Origin of the sequence: Micromonospora sp. NPDC005252 (assembly GCF_042872475.1) — a bacterium.
Classification (GTDB): Bacteria; Actinomycetota; Actinomycetes; order Mycobacteriales; family Micromonosporaceae; genus Micromonospora.
Window position 1 is genome coordinate 789,519 of sequence record NZ_JBIAKN010000002.1, and the last position, 22,259, is coordinate 811,777.

At 71.6% G+C, this 22,259-nt stretch carries 19 protein-coding genes and 1 pseudogene; 7 read left to right on the forward strand and 13 right to left on the reverse strand.

Annotation, left to right across the window (positions count from 1 at the left end; all coding sequences use genetic code 11):
* Nucleotides 1–252: 252 nt before the first annotated feature.
* The 6 genes from ACFYPH_RS09420 to ACFYPH_RS09445 form a co-directional block, all read right to left on the reverse strand.
* Nucleotides 253–1,263, reverse strand: a complete 1,011-nt coding sequence (locus ACFYPH_RS09420) for a YihY/virulence factor BrkB family protein (protein WP_354854612.1) — start codon at nucleotides 1,261–1,263, stop codon at nucleotides 253–255.
* A 65-nt stretch (nucleotides 1,264–1,328) separates the two neighbouring features.
* Nucleotides 1,329–2,138: an ABC transporter permease gene (locus ACFYPH_RS09425; protein ID WP_354854614.1), complete on the reverse strand. Its 810-nt coding sequence runs from the start codon at nucleotides 2,136–2,138 to the stop codon at nucleotides 1,329–1,331.
* Between the two features lie 9 nt (nucleotides 2,139–2,147).
* Nucleotides 2,148–2,939, reverse strand: a complete 792-nt coding sequence (locus ACFYPH_RS09430) for an ABC transporter permease (protein ID WP_355135406.1) — start codon at nucleotides 2,937–2,939, stop codon at nucleotides 2,148–2,150.
* A 204-nt stretch (nucleotides 2,940–3,143) separates the two neighbouring features.
* A complete protein-coding gene (locus ACFYPH_RS09435) occupies nucleotides 3,144–3,338 on the reverse strand; it encodes a DUF397 domain-containing protein (protein WP_354854616.1) in 195 nt (64 codons plus the stop codon).
* A 200-nt stretch (nucleotides 3,339–3,538) separates the two neighbouring features.
* Complete coding sequence (locus tag ACFYPH_RS09440) at nucleotides 3,539–3,730, reverse strand: DUF397 domain-containing protein (RefSeq protein WP_354854618.1); 192 nt, start codon at nucleotides 3,728–3,730, stop codon at nucleotides 3,539–3,541.
* Nucleotides 3,721–4,524 carry a helix-turn-helix transcriptional regulator gene (locus tag ACFYPH_RS09445; RefSeq protein ID WP_354854620.1) on the reverse strand — a complete coding sequence of 268 codons (804 nt, stop codon included), beginning with the start codon at nucleotides 4,522–4,524 and terminating at the stop codon, nucleotides 3,721–3,723. Before ACFYPH_RS09445 ends, ACFYPH_RS09440 begins: the two co-directional genes overlap by 10 nt.
* A gap of 227 nt (nucleotides 4,525–4,751) precedes the next feature.
* Here ACFYPH_RS09445 and ACFYPH_RS09450 point away from each other — a divergent pair, with 227 nt between their 5' ends.
* On the forward strand, nucleotides 4,752–4,979 hold the full coding sequence (locus ACFYPH_RS09450) for a flavin reductase (RefSeq protein WP_354854621.1): 228 nt from the start codon (nucleotides 4,752–4,754) through the stop codon (nucleotides 4,977–4,979).
* 86 nt (nucleotides 4,980–5,065) lie between these two features.
* Here the strand turns inward: ACFYPH_RS09450 and ACFYPH_RS09455 are convergent, their stop codons facing one another.
* On the reverse strand, nucleotides 5,066–5,998 hold the full coding sequence (locus tag ACFYPH_RS09455) for an ABC transporter ATP-binding protein (RefSeq protein ID WP_387180492.1): 933 nt from the start codon (nucleotides 5,996–5,998) through the stop codon (nucleotides 5,066–5,068).
* Between the two features lie 164 nt (nucleotides 5,999–6,162).
* On the opposite strand from ACFYPH_RS09455, the gene ACFYPH_RS09460 reads away from it, so the two are divergent.
* Together ACFYPH_RS09460 and ACFYPH_RS09465 are read left to right on the forward strand one after the other, a co-directional pair.
* Nucleotides 6,163–8,430, forward strand: coding sequence for a TRAP transporter permease (locus ACFYPH_RS09460; protein ID WP_387180493.1), 2,268 nt, complete (start codon nucleotides 6,163–6,165; stop codon nucleotides 8,428–8,430).
* Nucleotides 8,394–9,407 carry a TAXI family TRAP transporter solute-binding subunit gene (locus ACFYPH_RS09465; RefSeq protein ID WP_355064069.1) on the forward strand — a complete coding sequence of 338 codons (1,014 nt, stop codon included), beginning with the start codon at nucleotides 8,394–8,396 and terminating at the stop codon, nucleotides 9,405–9,407. The genes ACFYPH_RS09460 and ACFYPH_RS09465 overlap by 37 nt, the downstream gene beginning before the upstream one ends.
* 7 nt (nucleotides 9,408–9,414) lie before the next feature.
* Here ACFYPH_RS09465 and ACFYPH_RS09470 read toward each other — a convergent pair whose 3' ends face one another.
* Both ACFYPH_RS09470 and dnaG read right to left on the reverse strand, forming a co-directional pair.
* Nucleotides 9,415–9,951, reverse strand: a complete 537-nt coding sequence (locus tag ACFYPH_RS09470) for a hypothetical protein (RefSeq protein ID WP_387180495.1) — start codon at nucleotides 9,949–9,951, stop codon at nucleotides 9,415–9,417.
* Nucleotides 9,952–11,854, reverse strand: a pseudogene (dnaG, locus tag ACFYPH_RS09475) (DNA primase). It lies immediately after the preceding gene.
* A 114-nt stretch (nucleotides 11,855–11,968) separates the two neighbouring features.
* Between dnaG and ACFYPH_RS09480 the strand changes: the two are divergent.
* Nucleotides 11,969–13,171, forward strand: a complete 1,203-nt coding sequence (locus tag ACFYPH_RS09480) for a low temperature requirement protein A (protein WP_387180498.1) — start codon at nucleotides 11,969–11,971, stop codon at nucleotides 13,169–13,171.
* Between the two features lie 3 nt (nucleotides 13,172–13,174).
* On the opposite strand, the gene ACFYPH_RS09485 is transcribed toward ACFYPH_RS09480, so the two are convergent.
* From ACFYPH_RS09485 to ACFYPH_RS09495, 3 genes are read right to left on the reverse strand one after another with little or no spacing between them, the layout of a single operon-like run.
* Nucleotides 13,175–14,005 (reverse strand): siderophore-interacting protein, encoded by an 831-nt coding sequence (locus ACFYPH_RS09485; RefSeq protein ID WP_355064066.1) that lies wholly within the window; start codon nucleotides 14,003–14,005, stop codon nucleotides 13,175–13,177.
* A 14-nt stretch (nucleotides 14,006–14,019) separates the two neighbouring features.
* A complete protein-coding gene (locus ACFYPH_RS09490; RefSeq protein ID WP_354854635.1) occupies nucleotides 14,020–15,273 on the reverse strand; it encodes a deoxyguanosinetriphosphate triphosphohydrolase in 1,254 nt (417 codons plus the stop codon).
* Nucleotides 15,270–15,617: a VOC family protein gene (locus ACFYPH_RS09495; protein WP_354854637.1), complete on the reverse strand. Its 348-nt coding sequence runs from the start codon at nucleotides 15,615–15,617 to the stop codon at nucleotides 15,270–15,272. The genes ACFYPH_RS09490 and ACFYPH_RS09495 overlap by 4 nt, the downstream gene beginning before the upstream one ends.
* Before the next feature lie 247 nt (nucleotides 15,618–15,864).
* Between ACFYPH_RS09495 and ACFYPH_RS09500 the strand changes: the two genes are divergently transcribed.
* Nucleotides 15,865–16,365, forward strand: coding sequence for a roadblock/LC7 domain-containing protein (locus ACFYPH_RS09500; RefSeq protein WP_355135290.1), 501 nt, complete (start codon nucleotides 15,865–15,867; stop codon nucleotides 16,363–16,365).
* Nucleotides 16,366–16,482: 117 nt separating this feature from the next.
* Here the strand turns inward: ACFYPH_RS09500 and ppdK are convergent, their stop codons facing one another.
* Nucleotides 16,483–19,191, reverse strand: a complete 2,709-nt coding sequence (gene ppdK / locus ACFYPH_RS09505) for a pyruvate, phosphate dikinase (protein ID WP_355135292.1) — start codon at nucleotides 19,189–19,191, stop codon at nucleotides 16,483–16,485.
* Between the two features lie 257 nt (nucleotides 19,192–19,448).
* Here ppdK and ACFYPH_RS09510 point away from each other — a divergent pair, with 257 nt between their 5' ends.
* Both ACFYPH_RS09510 and ACFYPH_RS09515 read left to right on the forward strand, forming a co-directional pair.
* Nucleotides 19,449–21,176 carry a beta-N-acetylhexosaminidase gene (locus ACFYPH_RS09510; RefSeq protein ID WP_387180504.1) on the forward strand — a complete coding sequence of 576 codons (1,728 nt, stop codon included), beginning with the start codon at nucleotides 19,449–19,451 and terminating at the stop codon, nucleotides 21,174–21,176.
* A 727-nt stretch (nucleotides 21,177–21,903) separates the two neighbouring features.
* On the forward strand, nucleotides 21,904–22,259 hold a 356-nt coding region (locus ACFYPH_RS09515; protein ID WP_387180506.1), incomplete at its 3' end, for a C39 family peptidase.

Genomic DNA, 22,259 nt, shown 5'->3' on the forward strand with positions numbered 1-22,259 from the left:
CCACGCGCGGCGCCGTTGCGTTTAATCTTTTTGTATAAAAACAAAAAATTTATATTTTTCTACAACCCCGGGGGGGGCGGTCCCCGGGGGGGGGGGGGGGGCCGCGCCCCCCCCCCCCCCCCCGGGCGGTGATGGACGTCACACATCTGGTCGAGGCGTGCTGGGACGATGCCGGGCCGTGGGCCGCCCGCAAGCAGGTGCAGAACCAGGTCGGGGCGCTGCGGCTGCGGGAGCGGCCGCTGTGCGATCAGGTCAGCGCTTGGCAGCCGAATTCCGCTTCTTCCTGAGCTTGCGGTCGTCGCGCAGTTCGAGGTACGGCTCGTCGTCGACGGCGTGGCCGGCCGAGATGGCCCGGCCGCGCTCCAACTCCGCGTCGAACTCGGCGCCCAACAGGATCGCGATGTTGCTCAGCCAGAGCCAGACCAAAAAGATGATCACGCCGGCCAGCGCACCGTACGTCTTGTTGTACGAGCCGAAGTTGCTCACGTAGAAGGCGAAGAGACCGGAGATCACCAGCCAGATCACCACGGCGAGCACCCCACCCGGGCTGACCCAGCGGAACCCGCCGTGCCGGGCGTTCGGCGAGGCCCAGTAGAGGATCGCGAACATCAGGCTGACCAGGAGCAGCAGCACCGGCCACTTGGCGACGTCCCAGACCGTGACGGCCGTCGAGCCGAGGCCGACCACGTCCCCGACCACCTCGGCGAGCCGGCCGGTGAAGACCACGATCACCGCGCAGGCCAGCAGGAGCACGCCGATCACCGCCGTCACGCCGACCCGGATCGGCAGCGTCTTCCAGATCGGCCGGCCCTCCGGCACGTCGTAGATCGTGTTCGAGGCGCGCATGAACGCGGCGACGTAGCCCGACGCGGACCAGAACGCCGCCAGCAGACCGATGATCGCCGCGACGCTGGCCAGGCCTCCGCTGTCCCGCGCCTGGTTGATCGCATCCTCGATGATCTTCTGGATGCTCTCGTTGGGCACCGCCTGGTTGACCGTTTCCTTGACGCCCTCGGTGGCGCTGGTGCCCAGCAGGCCGAGGATGGAGATCAGCACCAGCACGCCCGGGAAGATGGACAGCACCCCGTAGTAGGTCAGCGCCGCCGCCCAGTCGGTCAGGCTGTCGTCCTGGAACTCGGTGACCGTGCGGCGCAGCGCAGCCTTCCAGCCGCTGCCGGGCAGATCGGTGGGGCTGTCCGGCCCAGCGTCGGGCCCGACCGGCCCGCTGCGCTCACGGTGGGCGGACGTCTCGTCGGAGGCCATCGCCCCTCCTCTTCGTCGGCGGTGTCGCCCCCAGGACATGCCCCGCGAACAGCGGCTGATAACCCCTACGGGTAGAGCAACCTGCCCATCCGGCGCGACGCCACCAGCAGGCCGACCGCCAGCATCGCCAGCAGGTAGAGCACGTCGAGCAGCCAGAGCCAACCCCCGGTGCCCAGCGCGACGCCACGGATCAGGTGCACGGCCCGGTACAGCGGGGTGACCTCGACCAGCCAGTGCAGCAGGGTCGGGTACGCCTGCGCCGGCACGAAGGTGCCGGAGAAGAGGAACAGGGTGAACTGCGCGGACGCCACCAGGTCGAAATCCTGCCAGCTGCGCATGAAGGTGGAGATCGCCATGCCGAGCGCCCCGAACGCGAACCCGACCAGCACCGCGGCGGGCAGCGCGGTGAGCGCGTGGACGACGCTGGTCAGATCCAACGCGACCATCACCCCGAGGAATGCGGCCGAGTAGGCGCTGCCCCGCAACATCGCCCAACTCAGCTCACCGAGGGCGATCTCGAACGGCCGTACGGGGGTGGCGATCATCCCGTCGTACAGCTTCATGTACTTCATCTTGCCGAAGAAGTTGAATGTGGTCTCGGCAAGCGCCCCGGTCATCGCGGAGGCGGCCAGCATCGCCGGCGCCACGAACGCGGCGTACGACACCAGCCGCCCGTCGGGCAGCGGCAGGTCACCGACCAGCGACCCGACGCCCACGCCGATGGAGAGCAGGTAGAGCAGCGGCTCCACGAAGCCGGAGAGCAGCAGCAGCCAGTAGACCGACTTCAGCGCGGCGAGATTGCGCTCGATGACCGACCCCGACCGCCGGGACGCGGCGGAGACGTCGACCAGCCGGGGCAGGACCAGCGTGACCACGAGATCTCCCTAGACGACGAGCTTGCGGCGGAAGGCGCGCAGCGCCAGCAGCCAACCGACGGCCGCCCACGCAGCCAGGTAGAGCAGGTGCCCGCCGATCGACCACTGCGGGGCGACACCGAGCGTCGCCGCACGACAGAGGTCGACGGCGTGCCACAGCGGAGTCGCGTACGCCAGCCAGCGAAGCGCCTCCGGCAACGACTCGACCGGGAAGAACACGCCGGCGAACAGCGTCATCGGGATGACCGCGAACCGGAACAGCATCGCCAGCCAACTGTCGCTGGACACCACCGCGGCGTACGCGAACGTCGGCGTGGCCCCGGCCAGCCCGAGCAGCGCCACCACCGGCAGGGTGGCCACCGCCCACGGCGACCGCAACGCCCCGAACACCCCGGTGACCAGCAGGAAGGCCGCGATCGTCGTGAGCACCCGGAACAGCACGAAGGCCAGGTGCCCGGCCAGGATGTCGCCCACCCGTAGCGGCGACGCCGTCTGCGCGAAGTAGATCTTGACCCACTGGAAGTTGCTGAACACCGGCCACGTCGAGTCGCCCACGGTCACCTGGAGCGCCGTCGAGGCGATCAGCCCGGGGACCAGCCAGTCGAGGTAGCGCACCCCGTCGACGCCCTGGTCGATGTACGCGCCGACGCCCAGCCCGAAGCCGAGCACGGTCAGCACCGGCAGCAGGAACGACGAGAACACCCCCGCCCGCCAGGTGCGACGAAGATTCACCAGGTAGTGCTCGAACACCGCGTACGCCGGCACCCAGGGCAACCGCGTCCGCTGCGCCACACTCACCATGACCACCCCCCGTCCCCGACCTTCCTACCCCCGGGGTACGACAGGCCGCCGGTCACCCTACGGCGACCCCGTCGACGTGTCGCCCGGGTTTCCGCCGGGTCGCGCGCCACGCCCACGGCCTGCCGGCGCGATGATCCACTACAGATCGGCGATGTGGCGCCATCCCGTCGCCCGGACACCGCCGTATCGCCGATCCGGAGTCGATCACATCGCCCGGACAGCGTCGGACCCGACGAACGTGCCCCACGCGTCGGGCGTGAAGACGAGCACCGGGCCAGCCGGATCCTTCGAGTCACGAACGGCCACCAGCCCCGGAAGGTTGTCGGCCACCTCCACGCAGTTACCGCCATCCGGGCCGCTGCGGGTGCTCTTGCGCCACCGGGCGCCGGTCAGCTCCATGTCTCCGCCACTTCCTGCGCTCCCGTCGGATGACTGCTGCTGCGGTAGTGCCTCATGGCAGATCAACTCGGGTTCCTGGAAACCGGGGTATCCCGGTCCCGCGGACACCCCGGTTTTCAGGAAGCCGAGTTGACCTTGGGACTGGGCAGGCCCAGGCGGTCGGACCGCGCGACCGCCGAGGGATTTACCGGGCCGGGGACCTACCGGACACCGGCACCGAGCCCGACGAACGCGCGCCACGCCTCGGGCTCGAAGACGAGCACCGGGCCAGCCGGATCCTTCGAGTCACGAACGGCCACCACCCCCGACAGATTCTCCGCAACCTCCACACAGTTGCCGCCGCTGCCGTTGCTGCGACTGCTCTTGCGCCACCGGGCGCCGGTCAGCTCCATGTCTCCGCCATTTCCACGATCAGTTCGAGGGACTGCTGCTGCGATAGTGCCTCACCCCGGATCGACTCCCACACCTCGACCATCTGCCGCACGTACTCGGCGCGGTCGATGACCTGCCCGTGGCGCTGCCCGTCCAGGTAGACCACATCTTCACCGGTCGCGGTGGTGGCGATCACGAAGGGGCCATCGAGCCCAGCGTAAGCACCGGCGGACAGCGGCACTACTTGGATTCTGACCCGGGGCAGGGCCGAGCCGAGCTTCGCCAGGTGCCGCAACTGCTCGCTCATCACCTCCGGCTCGCCGACGCTGCGGCGCAGCGCGTACTCGTCGACGACCACACTCAGCAGCGGTGGCCGGTCCCGGGTGAGCACGGCCTGCCGGTCGAGCCGGGCTGTCACCTGCTGCTCGACCTCATCCGCCGCGAAGAGCCCGGCACCGGCCAGGATGGCGCGGGCGTAGCCCTCGGTCTGCAACAAGCCCGGCAGGTAGAGCGGCTCGAACGAGCGCAGTGCGGTGGTCTCCTGCTCGATGCCCGCCCAGTCACGGAACCACGGCACCACGGCCTCGCGGCTGATCCGCCGCTGGATGCGCTCGAAGCGCCCGTCGGCAGTGAACACGGCGTCGCACCGGCGCGCGAAGTCCAGACTCGGCCGGCGCTCGGAGGTCTCCACCTTGGCGACCAGTGCCCCGGAGTAGCTCAGCGCCTCCGCCAGCGTCGCCTGGGACATGCCACTGGCAGCCCGGGCCAGCCGTAGCTCCTCCGCGAAATGCTCCAGCATGGACGAACTCTCCACGGACACCCTCCGTACATCCTCGTACCGTGCCGGGCCGATCACGGTACGCGCTGGTCGTCGGCGCGCGGAACCCCCCACGGTACTCGCGTCCTCAGCAGACTGTCACGCAGCGGGACCGCTCACGGGATCGGACGGCGGGCGGAACCAGGCCGGGGGCGCCCCGTGACCCCCGATCCGGGGCGCTCCCATCCATCGAGCACGCCGGTCCACGAGAAAGGGAGGCTCCGATGCCCCGCTACCGCTCGCACGTGGCGGCGCGACCGTCGTGGCGCTGCCGGGTCTGCGGTGCCGCGTGGCCCTGCTCCCCGGCTCGCCTGGCACTGCTCGGCGAGTACCGCGAGAACCGGACCGGCCTGCTCATCTACCTCGCGACGCTGCTCGACGAGGCGACCGGAGACCTCCCCGGCACCGACCAACTACGCGACCGCTTCCTCACCTGGGCAAGAGCCCGATGAACGACACCTAGAGCAGATCTTGGACAGTTTCCGTTAGCAGCTAACGGAAACTGTCCAAGATCTGCGAAGCGAGCGGCGGCACGGGCTCAGTCGACCAGGGTGCGGCCGGTCAGGTGCAGGAAGACGTCCTCCAGGCCGCTGCGCCGCACCAGGACGTTGGCCGGGTTGAGCCCCAGCGCGCCGACCTCGGCGACCGCCGCGTCGCCGTCGGGCACGTAGAGCAGGACGCGGTCGGGCAGCACCTCGACCCGATCCCCCACACCGTCGAGCTTGCCGGCGAACGGCTCCTGCGACTCGGCGGCGAAGCGCAGCTCGACCACCTCGCGGGTGGAGTGCTCCTCGATCAGCGCCCGGGGTGAGCCCTCGGCGACGATCCGCCCGCCGTCCATCACCACCAGCCGGTCGCAGAGCTGCTCGGCCTCATCCATGTAGTGCGTGGTGAGCACCAGCGTCACGCCCTGCTGCTTGAGCCGGAACAGTCGCTCCCACACCAGGTGCCGCGCCTGCGGGTCGAGCCCGGTGGTCGGCTCGTCGAGCAGCACGATCTCCGGGTCGTTGACCAGGGCGCGGGCGATGGTCAACCGGCGCTTCATCCCTCCGGAGAGCGGCTCGACCTTGCTGTCGGCCCGCTCGGTGAGCTGGACGAAGTCGAGCAGCTCGGCGGCCCTTTCCCGGGCGACCCGGCGCGAGATGCCGAAGTAGCGGGCGTACACCGTGAGGTTTTCCCGGACGCTCAGCTCCGGGTCGAGATTGTCCATCTGCGGGCACACGCCGAGCCGGGCCCGGATCGCCGGCCCGTCGCGGACCGGATCCAGGTCGAGGATGCGCAGCTCACCGCCGCTCGGCGGGGAGATGCAGCCGACCATTCGCATGGTGGAGGACTTGCCGGCGCCGTTGGGCCCGAGGAAACCGAACGCCTCACCCGAGCGCACCTCGACGTCGATGCCGTCGACGGCGGTGAAGTCACCGAACCGCTTCACCAGCCCACGAGCCTGAATCAGTGGTCGCCCCGAAGTCACCGCCCGACCCTAGCGGCCGGATCCGACAGCTTTCCACGGAAATTCGGGCCCAGCGTGCAGATCCGGCATGCGAAAGGCCGCGGCACGGGCCGTGAACACCCCGAGGAGACACGAACACTCTTCGCTGCCCCACCCGCCAGCCAATCGACGTGTATCGTCCGATTGTGTCGCCCGCCCGTTCGCCCGACGGTTCGTCGCCACCCTCACGACCAGCCAACTCTCCCGTCAGGGAGCCCGGCCCGGCCGAGAACGGGTCGCCACCTCGCCCCAGAGCGCCCCACGCCAGCTCAGCCGACACCAGCACGCCCGAAGGCACCGATTCGGCCGAGCGGCTCGGCGATGATGCTCGGGCCGTTGACGAGCGCGCCACCCGGGAGCTGGCCGCCCAGTTCGAGGACGAGAAGCCGGGCCGGGTGCTGTCCGGGCCGGCCGGCCTACTCTTCACCGCAGCGGCGCTGGCGGTCGGCCTTCTCGCCCTGTGGCAGGTCTTCCGCCCTCTGGCGCAGGGCAGCAAATACTATTTGATCATCTTCCTGGCGGGCATGCTGCCGCCGGTCTTCCTGGTCCACCCGGCGGGCCTGCGAATGCCGGCCTGGCGGCGGCGCAGAAGCGACAGCGACAGCAGCGCTCTGGCGCGGCCCACCGCCGTGGACTGGGCACTGGCCGTCCTGGCGGTGGCCGCCTGCCTCTACCCCGTCCTACCGATCCCCCTGGGTACGGGTGGCGGCGGTTACAACGCCTTCCTCGACCGGCAGGGTCTGCTGGCACCCCCGGATCTGGTGCTGGGCACCATCCTGCTGCTCCTGCTGCTCGAAGCGTGCCGGCGCACCACCGGGTGGATCCTGCCCGCGGTCTGCCTGCTGTTCCTCGGCTACGGCTACTACGGCGGGTTGCTGCCGCAGTCCTGGCCGGTAGCCCACGCCGGGCTCGACTTCAGCCAACTGGTCGACGCGTTCTACAACTCCGACAGCGGCTTCTACGGCACCCCGCTGGACGTGGCGGCCTCGTACATCGTGCTGTTCACCATCTACGGCGCGGTTCTGGAACTGTCCGGGGCGGGGCGGTTCTTCGTCGAACTGTCGGCGGCGGCGTTCCGCCGCTCGCGCACCGCCGCCGGGCGTACGGCGGTGGCCTCCGGCTTCCTGCTCGGTACTGTCTCCGGGTCCGGGGCCGCCACGACGGTGAGCATCGGGGCGGTCACCTGGCCGCTGCTGCGCCGTGCCGGCTACCCGGCCGAGCGCGCGGGCGGAATGCTGGCCGCCGCCGGTGTGGGCGCGATTCTCTCCCCGCCCACCCTGGGCGCGGCGGCGTTCATCATCGCCGAGTATCTGGGCGTCTCGTACCTGCAGGTGCTGAGCTGGGCAACCGTGCCGACCGTGCTCTACTACCTCGGCATCCTGCTCTCCGTGGAGATCGACGCCCGCCGCTCCGGCGTACGCCCGGTGGTGATCGACGTCGGCTCACCGTGGCGCCTGCTGGCCCGGTTCGGCTACCACTTCGCCTCGCTGATCGCCATCGTCGTGTTCCTCGCCGTCGGCATGTCCGCGACGAGGGCGGTCGTCTTCGCCACCCTCCTGGCCGCCGCGCTCTCCTTCCTGGACCGTGCGCACCGGCTCACGCCACCCCGGCTGATGACCGCGCTCGTCACCGGGGTGCGCGGCGCGCTCGCGGTGACCGCCGTCTGCGCCGCCGCCGGCATCATCACGGCGACCACCACCAAGACCGGCCTCGGGCCGCAGGCGGCGGCGCTGCTGGTCGGCGGGGCCAAGGCGGCCACCTCCAACCCGACTGTCGTGCTGGCGCTCACCGCGCTGCTCGCTGCCGTCGCACTGAGCCTGCTGGGCCTGGCCGTGCCGGTCACCGCCTCGTTCGTGATCGGTTGGGTGATCGTCGGCCCGGCCCTGCTCGACCTGGGCGTGACAGCGCCCGCCGCGGCGATGTTCGTCTTCTACTTCGCGGTCCTGTCCGAGGTGTCCCCGCCCACCGCGCTCGCGGCAGTGGCCGCCGCCGCCGTCACCGGCGGCCGGTTGGTGCCGACCATGTGGCAGACCCTGCGCTACGCCCTGCCGGCCTACCTGATCCCGATCGCGTTCGTGATCACGCCGGCCGGCCTCGGTCTGCTGGGCATCGGCGGCGTCCTGCGGATCGCCTTCGCCGCCGTGGTGACGGCGCTCAGCGTGTCCGTGCTGGCCGTCGCCGCCGGTGGCTGGCTGCCCGGCGTGGGTCCCGCCGGCGCCCCGGAACGCGTGCTCGGCGCCATCGCCGGCGTCACCCTGCTCTGGCTCGAACCCGTGCCGGTCGCGGTCGGCGTGGCGCTGGCCGCCATCGCCGCAGCGGGAGTGCTCGTCCGACGCGGATCCACGGGCCGACCGCGAACACCAACAGAGGAGAAACTGTGCGACGAATCGACGTACGACTCGCGGCGGGCCTGAGCGTGCTCGCCCTCGTCACGACCGCGGGCTGCGGTGGCCAGCAGGGCGGCGCCGCCGAGGACGACACGTCCAGCGCGGTCACCTGCGAGGTGGCCCGGGAGACCCGGGTCGGCATCGCCACCGGTAACGCGACAGGCGTCTACTACCCGATCGGCAACGCCCTGGCCGGGCAGTTGTCCGGGTCGACCGGCGGCAAGCTCACCGGCACCGCCGCCGAGACCGGCGCCTCGGTCCAGAACGTCGAGCAGTTGGTCGGCGGCCAGTACGACGTGGCGTTCTCGCTGTTCGACACGGCGGTCAACGCGGTCGAGGGCAAGGGCAGCTTCTCCGCGCCGCAGCCGGTGCAGGCGTTGGCCCGCCTCTACGACAACTACACCCAGGTGGTGGTCCGTAAGGACTCGGGAATCACCTCGGTGGCCGGCATGCGCGGCAAGCGGATCTCCACGGGCTCCCCGAAGTCCGGCACCGAGGTGATGGCGAACCGGCTGCTGGAGGCCGCCGGACTCGACCCGGCCAAGGACGTTCGGGCCCAGCGGCTCGACCTGACCAAGACGGTCGAGGGAATGAAGGACGGCAGCATCGACGGCTTCTTCTGGTCCGGCGGTCTGCCCACCGGCGGCCTGACCGACCTGTTCACCACCGCCGGCGACACCGTGCGGTTCGTCGACATCGCGGCCCTGCTGCCGAAGCTGACCGCGCTGAGCCCCGGCTACCAGGCCGGCACGATCGGTCGGGACGTGTACCGGACGGCGACCGACACCCCGACCATCGTCGTACCCAACGTGCTGCTGGTCCGCGAGGATCTGGACGCCAACGTCGCCTGCGCGATCACCCGGACGGTGTTCGACAAGCGCGACGTCCTGGCCCAGGCCAACCCGGCGGCCAAGGGGATCTCGCTGGAGAAGGCCCGCAGGACCCTGCCGGTGCCGCTGCACCGCGGCGCCGAGAAGGCGCTGAACGACCTCGGCGCGAAGTGACGGCCGGTCAGCCGTCGGCCGGCGCGGTGGCGGCGCGGGCCGCGGCGACCAGCCGGTCGGTCTCGGCGAGCAGGGCCGCGTCGTCCGCCGGTGTGCCGGGATCGAGACGGACCGTCCAGGTCAGACCGTCCACGCCGGCCACCCGCCGGGCCGCGACCCGGGCCGCGCCGCCGGGCACCGGCTGGTGTTCGGTGTACGCGACGGAGCGCGTCACCCGTGCCCGCACCTGGTGCGGCAGCTCACCCGGGTCGAGCAGCAGGTACGTCTCGGCTGGCCCGTCGGCGACCACGGTGTAGCCGTCGCGCTCGACGACCGTCTCGGCGGGCGTGACGGTCAGCTCCCGACCGGACCAGACCGCCTTGAGCACGTCGTGCCAGCCGATGCGGTGCCCCCGGCCGGGCAGCCACAGCCCGAGGTTGCTGGCCACGACGACCCCGTCGCCCTCGCCGTTGCCCGCCGCCGACCAGGCGAGCACCCGCTCGTCGGCGGTCAACGGTGGCCGGTCGGCCGGCGGCAGCTTCGGCTTGCGGCTGAACAGTCCCATCTAGAGCCCTCCCGCGGCCTGCTCGCGCAACGCCCGGGCATGCTGCTCCAGCGACAGCAGTTCGCCGAAGGCGGCGAAGTACTCGTCCTTGTTGTTGACCGGGTTGATCCGCTGGATCCGCGACTTGAGGTCGCGGATGCGGGCCGTCACCGACCCGAACTGCACCCGAGCCATGGTGATCGACACGTAGCGTGGGTCCGGTTCACCGTCGATCCGCAGCGGCTCCACGGCCAGCTCGCCGACCAGCGCCGCCGAGGCCAGGTCGGCGCAGGCGTCGCGGACCTTCTCGATCCAGACGGCGCCGCCGGTCGCCGACACGGCCCCACCGGCCGCCGCGATGGCTGTACGCACCCCGGCGTGGACCGGGTTCCGGTATTCCGTGGCCTCGACGGCGTCGAACATGGGCCCGGCCAGCACCGGCTGTTGGAGGGCGAGCTTCAACGCCTCGCGCTCGACCATCGACAGCGGGCTGTCCAGTGCCGGTTCGGGGCGAGCCGACTCGGGCCGGGCGGCGGGTGCGGCATCCCGGGTGCCGGGCGGCGGGGTGTTGGCGGCGGCGAGCACCGCCCGCTGCACCGGCTCGATCTCCATCCCGAGGTCCATGGCGAGCTTGCGGACGTACTCCGGACGCTTCTCCCGGTCCTTGAGTCGCGCGACCAGCGGCGCGGCGTGGCGCATGGCCTCGACCCGGCCGTCGACGGTGTCCAGGTCGAAGCGGCTGATCACGTGTCGCAGCGCGAAGTCGACAAGGGGCTCGCGCCGGGCGACCAGGTCGCGGACCGCCAGGTCGCCCTTGGCCAACCGCAGGTCGCACGGGTCCATGTTGTCCGGGCTGACCGCGATGAACGTGCGCCCGACGAAGCGCTGGTCGTCTTCGAAGGCGCGCAGCGCGGCCTTCTGGCCGGCGGCGTCGCCGTCGAAGGTGAAGATGATCTCGCCGGCCACCTCGTCGCTGTCGAACAGGAGGCGGCGCAGAACCGAGATGTGGTCCGCGGCGAAGGCCGTGCCGCAGGTCGCCACCGCCGTCGTCACCCCGGCCAGGTGGCAGGCCATCACGTCGGTGTAACCCTCGACGATCACCGCCCGGCCCTGCTTGGCGATCTCCCGCTTGGCCTGGTCGATGCCGTAGAGCACGTGCGACTTCTTGTAGATCGGCGTCTCGGGGGTGTTCAGGTACTTCGGGCCGTCGTCGTCGTCGAAGAGCTTGCGCGCGCCGAAGCCGATCACGTCGCCGGCGAGGTCCCGGATCGGCCACAGCAGCCGGCGTCGGAAGCGGTCGATGAGCGTGCCCGAGCGGGACTCCCGGGAGAGCCCGGCGGTGACCAACTCCTGATGGGTGAAGCCCTGCTGGCGCAGGTGCTTGGTGAGCAGGTCCCAGCCATCCGGCGCGAACCCGCACCCGTAGCGCTCGGCGGCGGCCCGGTCGAAGCCCCGTCTGGCCAGGAACTCCCGGGCCAGCCGCGCCCCGGCGGTGCTGAGTTGCGCCCGGTAGAAATCGACAGCGGCGGCGTGCGCGGCCACCAGGCGCTGCCGTTGGCCCTGCTGCGGGCGGGGACGCGGGGTGCTCCGGTCGTCCTCGACGTAGCGCAGCTGGATGCCGGCACGCCCGGCCAGCCGCTCCACCGACTCGACGAAGCTGAGGTGCTCCGCGTCCATCAGGAACTTGATCGCGTCGCCGCCGGCCCCGCAGCCGAAGCAGTACCAGACGTTGCGGGCCGGCGAGACGTTGAACGACGGGCTCTTCTCGTCGTGGAACGGGCACAGGCCCTTGAGGTTGCCGCCGCCAGCGGACTTCAGGGTGACCGTCTCGGAGATCACATCCCCGATCGAGGTGCGTTCCCGGACCAGTGCGATGTCCTCGTCCCGGATCCGCCCAGCCATGCGCCACCCCCTCGGCGTACATCCTGCCCTGCCGGGCCGACGACACGCCGGCCGGGGGACACCGGTGTGGCGGGGGCCGCCGTCGGGCTCACCCGTTCCGGCCCGGCCGCCGGGACCGCGCGGGGACCATGACCAGATGCGCAGGGTACGCGGTGACGGCGCTCGCCGGCGGAGCCGGATCCTCGGGCGGCTGGGGCTGCGTGGCGTGGCGCCCGCCCAGGACGAGGCCGGCCACCGGCACGCCACCTGGCTCGAACTCTTCCTCGACCTCATCTTCGTGTACGCGCTGGCGGCCGTCGTACGTCGGCTCGGCGACGACCCGACCCCGGCGCCGACGGCCGTGCTGGCCGTGATCGGGCTGTTTCTGGTGGTCCAGTGGTGCTGGCTGGGGCAGGTCTTCTACGACAACCGGTTCGACCCGGACGACGCGCCGCACCGGCTGCTGGTGCTGGTCGCCCTGGTCGGCGCCGGCGCGATGACGCTCGGCGTCGACGAGGTGCCGGAGAGCGTGCTGCTTCCGGTGGGATACCTGGTCGTGCGGGGTGTGCTGCTCCTGCTGTATCTGCGGGCCCGGCCGACCAGCCCGATGGCCCGGACGGTGACCACGATCTACCTGCTCGGCTTCGGGACGGGCTGGCTCATCTGGCTGGCCTCGCTGGTCGCCCCCACCGGGTCGCGCCCGACGCTGTGGATCATCGCGATGGTCATCGAGCTGGCCACCCCCTGGGTCGGCCGACGCTGGCTGAACGACTGGCCGGTGGACAACCGGCACCTGCCGGAACGCATCGGCCAGTTCACGATCATCGTGTTGGGCAGCGCGATGGCCAACCTGCTCTTCGCGGTGCCGGATCACCCCCCACCGCACATGATCCTGACGGCCGGGCTGGCCTTCCTCATACCGGCGGCCGTCTGGTGGGCGTACACCGCCTTCGTCACCACCCGGGTGCTGCAGAGCCGATTACGCGGCGGGCAGGCGTACGGCTACCTGCACTTTCCGCTCGGCGGTGCGTTGTTGCTGCTGGGCTGGGCCCTCGGCCAGGTGGTCCGACTCGTCGACGACAACGTGCGCCACCTGCCGCTCGAACTGCGACTGGTGCTGGCCGCCTCCGTGATCGCCTGGACGTTGTGTGGGCTGGCCCTGTCCTGGTTGTGGTGCCGGCCGAGCGCGGGCCGGCTGGCGATCACCGGCTACGGGATCGTCTCGGTCGGCGTGGTCACCACCTGGGTGCACGAACCGAAGCTGATGCTGCTGCTGCTCGCGGTGGCGATCGTCGGGTACGCCGTGCTGCTCAGCCGGGCCCTCGGCAAGCTCGACGAGGACCCGGCAGTCGGCGCCTGACGCTCAGGCAGCGGCCGGCTCCTCCGCGGCGACCTGCCGGTTCCAGTCCGCCTTGGTGGAGCGCCAGCCCTCGTCGTCCATGCCGCGCCGCCAGTAGCCGGAGATGGAGAGACGGTCGGCGGGCACGCCCCGCTCGCCGCGCAGCAGCCGGCGCAGCTCCCGGACGAACGTCGCCTCGCCGTGCACGAAGGCGTGCACGGAACCGGGCGGGAACTCCAGCTCCCGCACCGCCGCCACCAGGGCGTCGCCCACCGGGCGGTCACCCCGGTGCAGCCAGGTCAGCTCCACGGCACCGGGGCTGAGCAACTGCTGCTCCTCCGCCGGGTCGGCGATCTCGACGAGGACCCGGGCCGGAGCGCCCAACGGCAGCCGTTCCAGGGCGGCGGCGATCGCCGGCAGGGCGCTCTCGTCGCCGACCAGGAGGTGCCAGTCCGCGTCCGGGTCCGGCGCGTACGCCCCGCCGGGGCCGACGAAGTGCACCGGGTCACCCGGGCGCAGCGCCGCGGCCCACGGGCCGGCCAGCCCCTCGTCGCCGTGGTGCACCACGTCCACGGTCAGCTCCCCGGCCAGCGGGTCCCACCGCCGCACGGTGTACGCGCGCAGCCGGGGCCACTGCTCCCGGGGCAGGTCCCGGCGGATCGCGGCGAGGTCCAGCGGCTGCGGGTACGCGACGCCGGGCGCCGGAAAGACCAGCTTGATGTAGTGGTCGGTGAACTCGCCCACCGGCAGGCCGGTCAGCTCGTCCCCACCGAGGACGAGCCGGATCAGGTGCGGGGTGGGTCGCTCGGTGCGCAGCACCTGGACCGAGGTGACGTTCCTTGGGCGTTCCGTCATGCACTTAGGTTAGCCTAAGTTGCTGTGGTCGCCTCCGGCGGTGCGCCGCCGCCGACCAGACGGGTGTGCCAGCTCATCGCCGCCGGGTCGGTGAGCGAGGCGATCTGGTCGATCACCACGCGCAGCCGGGCCGCGTCGTCCGGCGCGGCCCGCCACAGCGGGGCGAACACCGGGTCGAGCCCGTCCGGGGCCCGTCCGACCAGCGCCGCCGCCAACTCGGCCAGCATCGTCCGCTGCCGCTCGTAGCGACCCCGGAAGCCGGTGCGCCGCATCACGTAGCGCAGGGCGATGCCCTTGAGCAGCGCGCACTGGGCCCGGACCCGTCTCGGCACCACCAGATCGGCGGCGTAGCGGCGGTGCGGCCCGGGGCCGTACCGCTCCTCGGTGGCCGCCACCGCCGCCGACACGAACCGACCGGTCAGGCCGCTCGTGGTGGCCTTCAGCGCGACCTGGGCGCGGTGGCTGCCGTCGTAGCCGACGAGGGGGGCGAGCAGCGGGTCAGCCAGCAGCTCGACCAGCACCTCGGCCAGGTCGGCCGGAGACTCCCCGGAGTAGGCGGCGGCCACGTCGGCGCAGAGCGCGGCCCGCTCGTCGGCGTCCGCGAGCAGCGGGCGCAGCGCGACGTACCCGCCGTGGATGCCGTCCTCCACGTCGTGCACCGAGTACGCGACATCGTCGGCCCAGTCCATCACCTGCGCCTCCAGGCAGCGCCGGTCGCCGGGCGCACCGGCCCGGATCCAGCCGAAGACCGCCGCGTCGTCGGCGTACACCCCGAACTTGCGCTGCCCGTCGCGGCGCGGCCAGGGGTACTTGCCGATCGCGTCGAGCGACGCCCGGGTGAGGTTCAGCCCGGCCGACGAACCGTCCGGGGCGAGCACCTTCGCCTCCAGCCGGGTCAGCACCCGCAGCGTCTGCGCGTTGCCCTCGAAGCCGCCGCAGGGCGCGGCGAGCAGGTCCAGCGCCGCCTCGCCGTTGTGCCCGAACGGCGGGTGCCCGAGGTCGTGGGCGAGCCCGGCGACGTCCACCACGTCCGGGTCGCACCCCAGCCGGGCGCCCATCTCCCGGGCGATCTGGGCCACCTCCAGCGAGTGGGTCAGCCGGGTCCGCAGGAAGTCGTCGGTGCCGGCGGTGTGCACCTGGGTCTTGGTGGCCAGCCGGCGAAACGCCGCGGAGTGCAGCACCCGGGCCCGGTCACGCTCGTACGGCGACCGGCGGTGGCCGGTGTCCTTGGGCGGCTCCTGGACCAGCCGGGCGTCCGCGGGGTTCACTTTTGGCGCAGAACGCAGAACTCGTTGCCCTCCGGGTCGGACAGGACCGTCCAGTCGACGTCACCCTGGCCGATGTCGACGTGCCGGGCGCCCATGTCGACCAGACGCTCGACCTCGGCCTCCTGGTCGGCCGGGCGGAGGTCGAGATGCAACCGGTTCTTGCGCTCCTTGCCGTCGGTCACCGGCACGAAGACCAGCCCGGGAAGGCGGTCGGCGGACTGGCGGATCTCCACCTCGTCCGGTCTCTCGGTGACGACCTGGTATCCGAGCGCCTCGGCCCACCAGCGGGCCAGTCGGGCCGGATCGCGGGCATCGATGGTCAGGTTCTCCCAGACGCTGGTCATACAACCACCTTTCCCGTCGACGGCGGACACAGTCGGCCGTGTGAGCGAGCCAAGGTTACGCCCGCCGATGCCGCTCGGCCTGCCCGCGACGCAGCACCGGCGCGCGCGCAACCGCCGATCGGTCCCCAGTTGTGGACCGATCGCCCTGGGTTACGGGCTCGCGGGCGGAAGTGGCCACCGGTAGCGTTCCCAGCGCGGAAAGTGACCAACCGACCGAGACGCGGAGCCGACCGCTAGGGAGACGCTCGTGGATGCAGACACGGTGGTGGGAACGGAACTGCTCGGGCTGCGTCGACGCCGGCCCGAGGTCGCCGGTGCCGTGCTGGCCGGCACCGACGGGCTGCTCATCTCCAGCGACCTGCCGAGCACCGACGCCACCCACCTCGCCGCGCTCGCCGCGGCCAGCTACGGGCTCGGTCACCGGGTCGCCGACACGGTCCGGCGGGGCGAGTTCCGCGAGTCGGTGGTGTGCACCACCGACGGCTGCGTGGTCACCTACCCGGCCGGGCGCAGCGCCCTGCTGACACTGGTCACCGGGTCGGCGGCGAAGGATCTGGAGGGGCTGCACGAGGAGGCCCGGGTGGTGGCGCACCGGGCCGGCCGTGTGCTGGACACCCGGGGCGGCGGGATCGGCGCCACGGCGGTACCCGACGCGCACGCGCCGCTGGCCGTGCGTACCCCGATGGCGACCCTGCCGACGCAGCTGCGCCGCTCGGCCCGACCCACCTGGCGTCGCCCGCCGATCTGAGCGCCGACGACGGCCCGGCCCGCCGCAGATCTGGGCGCGCCAGCGACGGCCCGGTCCGCCGCAGATCTGGGCGCGCTGGCGGCGGCCCGGTCGTCCGGGCCGCCGCCGGCGTCCGCGTCAGCGGCTGTCCGACCCGTCGGTCTCCACGGCTGCCCGGCCGGCCTCCAGGCGGGCCACCGGCACCCGGAACGGCGAGCAGGACACGTAGTCGAGACCGACCTCGTGGAAGAAGTGCACCGAGTCCGGGTCGCCGCCGTGCTCGCCGCAGATGCCGAGCTTCAGCCCGGGCCGGGCGGCCCGGCCCTCCTCGGCGGCGATCCGGATCAGTCGGCCGACCCCGTCCCGGTCGATCGACTCGAACGGCGAGATGCCGAAGATGCCCAGTTCCAGGTAGCGCCAGAAGAACGCGCCCTCGACGTCGTCCCGGGAGAAGCCCCAGGCCATCTGGGTGAGGTCGTTGGTGCCGAAGGAGAAGAATTCGGCCGCCTCGGCGATCTGCCCTGCGGTCAGCGCCGCCCGGGGCACCTCGATCATGGTGCCGATCAGCACCTCGACCCCGCTGTCACCGACCACCTCGGCGATGATCTTCTCGGCCTCGGCGCGTACCGTCTCCAGCTCCTGCACGGCTCCGACGAGCGGCACCATGATCTCCGGCTTGGCCACCCGGCCCTCCCGGGCGCAGGTCACCGCCGCCTCCGCGATGGCCCGGACCTGCATCGCGAACAGGCCGGGGATGACCAGGCCGAGGCGGACGCCCCGCAGCCCGAGCATTGGGTTCTCCTCGTGCATCCGCCGGACGGCGGCGAGCAACGCCTCCTCCTTGGCCACGTCCTCGCCGCGTTCCTGCGCGACCGCGACGTTGACGGCGAGCTGCTCCAACGGCGGCAGGAACTCGTGCAGCGGCGGGTCGATCAGCCGGACGGTGACCGGCAGCCCGTCCATCTCGTGGAAGATCTGCACGAAGTCGGCCCGCTGCAACGGCAGAAGCGCCTCCAGCGCGGCCTCCCGCTCGTCCGCGGCGCGCGCCAGGATCAGCCGCTCGACCAGCTCCCGCCGGTCGCCGAGGAACATGTGCTCGGTGCGGCACAGCCCGATGCCCTCGGCGCCGAAGCGCCGGGCACGGGCGGCGTCCGCGCCGGTGTCGGCGTTCGTGCGGACCGCCAGCCGCCGCCTGCCGTCGGCGTGCGTCATGATCCGGTGTACGGCCCGGACGAGCGCGTTGTCGATGTGCTCGGGGTCGAGGCTGCCCTCGAAGTACTGCACGACCTCCGACGGCATGACCGGCACCTCACCGAGGTACACCTTGCCGGTGGTGCCGTCGATGGAGACGACGTCGCCCTCGCTGACGGTCCGCCCGGCCACGGTGAAGCGCTTCGCCGGCACGTTCACGTCGATCGCGTCGGCGCCGGAGACGCAGGTCTTGCCCATTCCCCGGGCTACCACGGCGGCGTGGCTGGTCTTGCCGCCGCGCGAGGTGAGAATGCCCTTGGCGGCGATCATGCCGTTCAGGTCGTCCGGGTTGGTCTCCCGGCGGACCAGGATCACCGACTTGCCCTCGGCGGCCAGCTCGACGGCCCGCGCGGAGGTGAAGACCACCGTGCCGGACGCCGCGCCCGGTGAGGCGCCGATGCCCGTGGCGACCGCCTCGAACTCGTGGTCGAGCTGGAAGCGGGGGAACATCAGCTGGGCGAGCTGTGCGCCGTTGACCCGGTGCAGCGCCTCGTCCAGGTCGATCAGGCCCTCGTCGATGAGCTGCCCGGCGATGACGAACGCGGCGGCGGCGGTGCGCTTGCCGACCCGGGTCTGCAACATCCACAGCTTGCCGCGCTCGATGGTGAACTCGATGTCGCACAGATCCCGGTAGTGCTCCTCCAGCCGGGCCATGAACGAGAGCAACTCGTCGTAGGACTTCTTGTCGAGCTGCTCCAGCTCCTGCAACGGCACGGTGTTGCGGATGCCGGCGACCACATCCTCGCCCTGCGCGTTGGCCAGGTAGTCGCCGTAGATGCCCTGCGCGCCGCTGCCCGGGTCGCGGGTGAAGGCGACACCGGTGCCCGAGTCGGGGCCGAGGTTGCCGAAGACCATGGTCACCACGTTGACCGCGGTGCCGAGATCGGCCGGGATGCGCTCCTGGCGGCGGTAGAGCACCGCGCGCTCGGCGTTCCACGACTCGAAGACCGCCCGGATGGCCAGGTCGAGCTGTTCCCGCGGCTGCTGCGGGAACTCCCGGCCGGTGTGCTTGGCGAAGATCTTCTTGTACGCGTCGACCAGCCCGCGCAGGTCGTCCGCGTCCAGGTCCAGGTCGTTGTGCGTACCCTTGGCGCTCTTGGCCTCGTCGAGGGCGTGCTCGAACTCCTCGCCCGGCACCTCGCAGACGGTCTTGCCGAACATCTGGATCAGCCGGCGGTAGGAGTCCCAGGCGAACCTGTCGTTGCCCCCCGCCTGCGCGGAGAGCCCGACCACGCTCTGGTCGTTGAGGCCGACGTTGAGGACGGTCTCCATCATGCCGGGCATGGAGAACTTGGCCCCGGAGCGGACGGACACCAGCAGCGGGTCCCCCGGGTCGCCGAGGCGCTTGCCCATCGCCCGTTCCAGCGCCTCCAGGTGCGCCTCGATCTGACCGGCGAGGCCGTCCGGCTCCCGCCCGGTCGCGAGGTACGCCTGGCAGGCCTCGGTCGTGATGGTGAAGCCGGGCGGGACGGGCAGACCGAGGTTGGTCATCTCGGCGAGGTTGGCCCCCTTGCCGCCGAGCAGGTCCTTGAGATCCTTGTTGCCCTCGGAGAAGTCGTAGACGTACTTGTGTTCGTCGGTCTCTTGCGCTGCCACCAGAGCCTCCCACGCGCGCCGGATTGACACTTAACGAAGGTTCAGGGCGAAGGTTAAGCGAAGATCGGGTGGCCTGGGACCGTTCGGTGACAATAGGCACAGCCATCACGACTATCCGCGTTCGTACCGGTTTTTGGGAACGCTTCCACGCGCACGATCACGCATCTCCGCCGGTCCTCGTATTCTTGACGGCACTGGTTCTGTCGAAACTCGCTTTTGCCATATCCGACGCGAATAACCCCTCCGGAGCCGTCGTCGTGTCATCCCTTCCGCTCTCCTCCCCCGCCCCCGAGCCGACCCCGACGGCCACCGTCGCCGACTCGGCCGCAGTGCCCGCGCACCAGCCGGAGGCCGGCGACCTGGCTGTGCTCGCCGCGCGGGCGGCCGGCGACGACCTGCTCGCCCCTGCGGTACGCCTCGACAGCGTCGTACCGGCACCGGAACGGGTCGAACCGGATCCCACCGCGTCCTTCGTGCTCACCGGGGACACGGCCATCCGGGTCAGCGCCCACCCGGGCGCCCGCGCGGTGGCGGACCACCTCGCCGAGCTGCTCCGACCGGCAACCGGGTTCCTCCTGCCGGTCGCCGACACCCGTGCGGTCGGGCCGACCGGCCCGCTGACGCTCACCCTGGCCGCCACGCCCGCCAGCCCGGCCCCCGCCGTCGAGCGCCCGACCACCGACCTCGGGGCGGAGGGCTACCGGCTCGACGTGACCACCACCGAGGTACGCCTCGTCGCCGACACCCCAACCGGTCTCTTCTACGGCGTACAGACGCTCCGGCAGCTGCTCCCCGCCGCCGTGGAGAACCCGACGCCGGTGACCACGCGCTGGTCGCTGCCCGGCGGCACGATCCTGGACCGCCCCCGCTTCCCCTACCGGGGCGCGATGCTCGACGTGGCGCGACACTTCTTCGCCGTCGAGGACGTCCTACGGGTGATCGACCACCTCGCCCGCTACAAGCTCAACCACCTGCACCTGCACCTCACCGACGACCAGGGGTGGCGCATCGCCGTCGACTCCTGGCCGAAGCTCGCCACCGTCGGCGGGGCGAGCGAGGTCGGCGGCGGCCCCGGCGGCCACTACACCAGGGCGGACTACCGGCGGATCGTCTCCCACGCGGCCGCCCGGCACGTCACGCTGGTCCCGGAGATCGACCTGCCCGGCCACACCAACGCGGCGCTCGTCGCCTACCCCCAGCTCGCACCGGACAAGGTCGCGCCGCCGCCGTACACCGGCACCGAGGTCGGCTTCAGCTACGTCGACCCGGCCGACGAGCAGACGTACGACTTCATCGCCGACGTGCTCGGCGAGGTGGCCGCCCTCACCCCCGGGCCGTGGCTGCACATCGGCGGCGACGAGGCGTTCAAGGTCAAGGGTGCGGTCTACACCGATTTCGTGGAGAGGGCGCAGCGGATCGTCGCCGACACCGGCAAAACCGTGGTGGGCTGGCACCAGCTCGCCCCGGCCGCACACCTCGACGGGCGGGTCCTGCAGTGGTGGGGCACCGACGCCGACGATCCCACCACGGCCGACGCGGTCCGGCGGGGCGCTCGGCTGATCCTCTCCCCCGGCAACCACGCCTACCTGGACATGAAGTACGCCGCGGACACCCCGATCGGGCACGACTGGGCCGGCCTCATCGACGTACGGCGCTCGTACGACTGGGATCCGGGCACGCACGTCGCCGGCGTGCCCACCGCGGCCGTCCTGGGCGTGGAGGCCCCGCTGTGGACCGAGTCGGTCACCTCGCTCGCCGACATCGAGTTCATGCTGTTTCCCCGGTTGCCCGCCATCGCCGAGCTCGGCTGGTCACCCCGGGCCGCGCACGACTGGGCCGGATTCCGCGAGCGCCTGGCCGGGCACGGGCCACGCTGGTCCACCGCCGGGATCACCTTCCACCGCGCCCCCGAGATCCCCTGGCCGGCGACCCCCACGGTCCCCCGGCAACACCGCGCACCCCAGAACGACCCGACAACCCCCTGAAGGCGCGGCACACCGCGAGGTCGCCGTCAGCGGCGTGCCGCCCACCGACGGACACCGTGCACGCATGATCGTGCTCGATCCCGGATGTAGTGGTCTCGCCCGCGTGGTGAGGGCCCTGTTTCCAGGATCGAGCACGATCATCCGGTGGCGGTGGGGCCGCCTGGAGGTGATCCACTCGGGTTCGGTGATGTCGGGGTGTCCCGCGCGCCCGGATACCCCGACTTCGCCGAAGTCGAGTTGATCACCACCGGGTGGTGCGGATGTCCGTTTCCGGTGGGTGGTTTGTCCGGTCCGGGCGGTGGCGTCCCGTGGTCGGTGCCACCCTGGTGGCGGAATCGGGGACCCGGCGGGGTCGTTATACCTGGCATGCCGCCGCGAGCCTCGGCTTCGGTGGCGCGGCAGCCGCCGGGAACACCCGCCCGGCCGCCACGGTTACACCCCCGCACAGCCGAGCAGCACGATTGGCCGGCCTGTGTGGCGGCCCGTCGGGAACACCCGTGCGGTCGCCGTGGTTACATCCCCGCACGGCCGAGCACCACTGGCCGGCGTGGTCCGGAATGCGGAATGACTCGCTGCCCCGGACCGTTGCACCACCCTCCGGGACAACCCCCGTGCAGGCCCCCGGGTCGCCGGGCCAGGTCCCGCCGTGAACTTTCCCGCTCGGCACACATCCCCCCGGTTTTTGTGTGTCGTTGCGTTTTCCCCCGATGCAGAGGAGCACGCCATCATGCGTACCGATCTGATTCGTAAGACCGCTCTGACCGCTGCTGGCCTCGCCTTCACCGGCGGCGCCATCGCCGGCCCCGTCACCACCGCCTACGCCGCGTCGCAGGCCAAGCCCGCGTCGCAGACCCAGGCCGACCGCAAGCCCTCGGGTGAGCGTCAGCTGGGTGTGCGCTACGAAGCCCAGCCCAACTTCTACTACTGCGGCCCCGCCGCCGCCCGCAACGCCCTGAGTGTGCAGGGCAAGAACATCAGCGTGGACGCCATGGCCAAGGAGATGGGCACCACCGAGGCCGGCACCAACAGCATCAACGACATCACCCCGGTCCTCAACAAGGAAACCGGTAAGAACGACGCCTA

Excerpts from the sequence above, each read along its gene's own strand:
- ACFYPH_RS09420 (WP_354854612.1), bottom strand. The coding sequence starts at position 1,263 with ATGGCCTCCGACGAGACGTCCGCCCACCGTGAGCGCAGCGGGCCGGTC.
- ACFYPH_RS09430 (WP_355135406.1), bottom strand. The coding sequence starts at position 2,939 with ATGGTGAGTGTGGCGCAGCGGACGCGGTTGCCCTGGGTGCCGGCGTAC.
- ACFYPH_RS09435 (WP_354854616.1), bottom strand. The coding sequence starts at position 3,338 with ATGGAGCTGACCGGCGCCCGGTGGCGCAAGAGCACCCGCAGCGGCCCG.
- ACFYPH_RS09440 (WP_354854618.1), bottom strand. The coding sequence starts at position 3,730 with ATGGAGCTGACCGGCGCCCGGTGGCGCAAGAGCAGTCGCAGCAACGGC.
- ACFYPH_RS09450 (WP_354854621.1), top strand. The coding sequence starts at position 4,752 with ATGCCCCGCTACCGCTCGCACGTGGCGGCGCGACCGTCGTGGCGCTGC.
- ACFYPH_RS09470 (WP_387180495.1), bottom strand. The coding sequence starts at position 9,951 with ATGGGACTGTTCAGCCGCAAGCCGAAGCTGCCGCCGGCCGACCGGCCA.
- ACFYPH_RS09480 (WP_387180498.1), top strand. The coding sequence starts at position 11,969 with ATGCGCAGGGTACGCGGTGACGGCGCTCGCCGGCGGAGCCGGATCCTC.
- ACFYPH_RS09485 (WP_355064066.1), bottom strand. The coding sequence starts at position 14,005 with ATGACGGAACGCCCAAGGAACGTCACCTCGGTCCAGGTGCTGCGCACC.
- ACFYPH_RS09495 (WP_354854637.1), bottom strand. The coding sequence starts at position 15,617 with ATGACCAGCGTCTGGGAGAACCTGACCATCGATGCCCGCGATCCGGCC.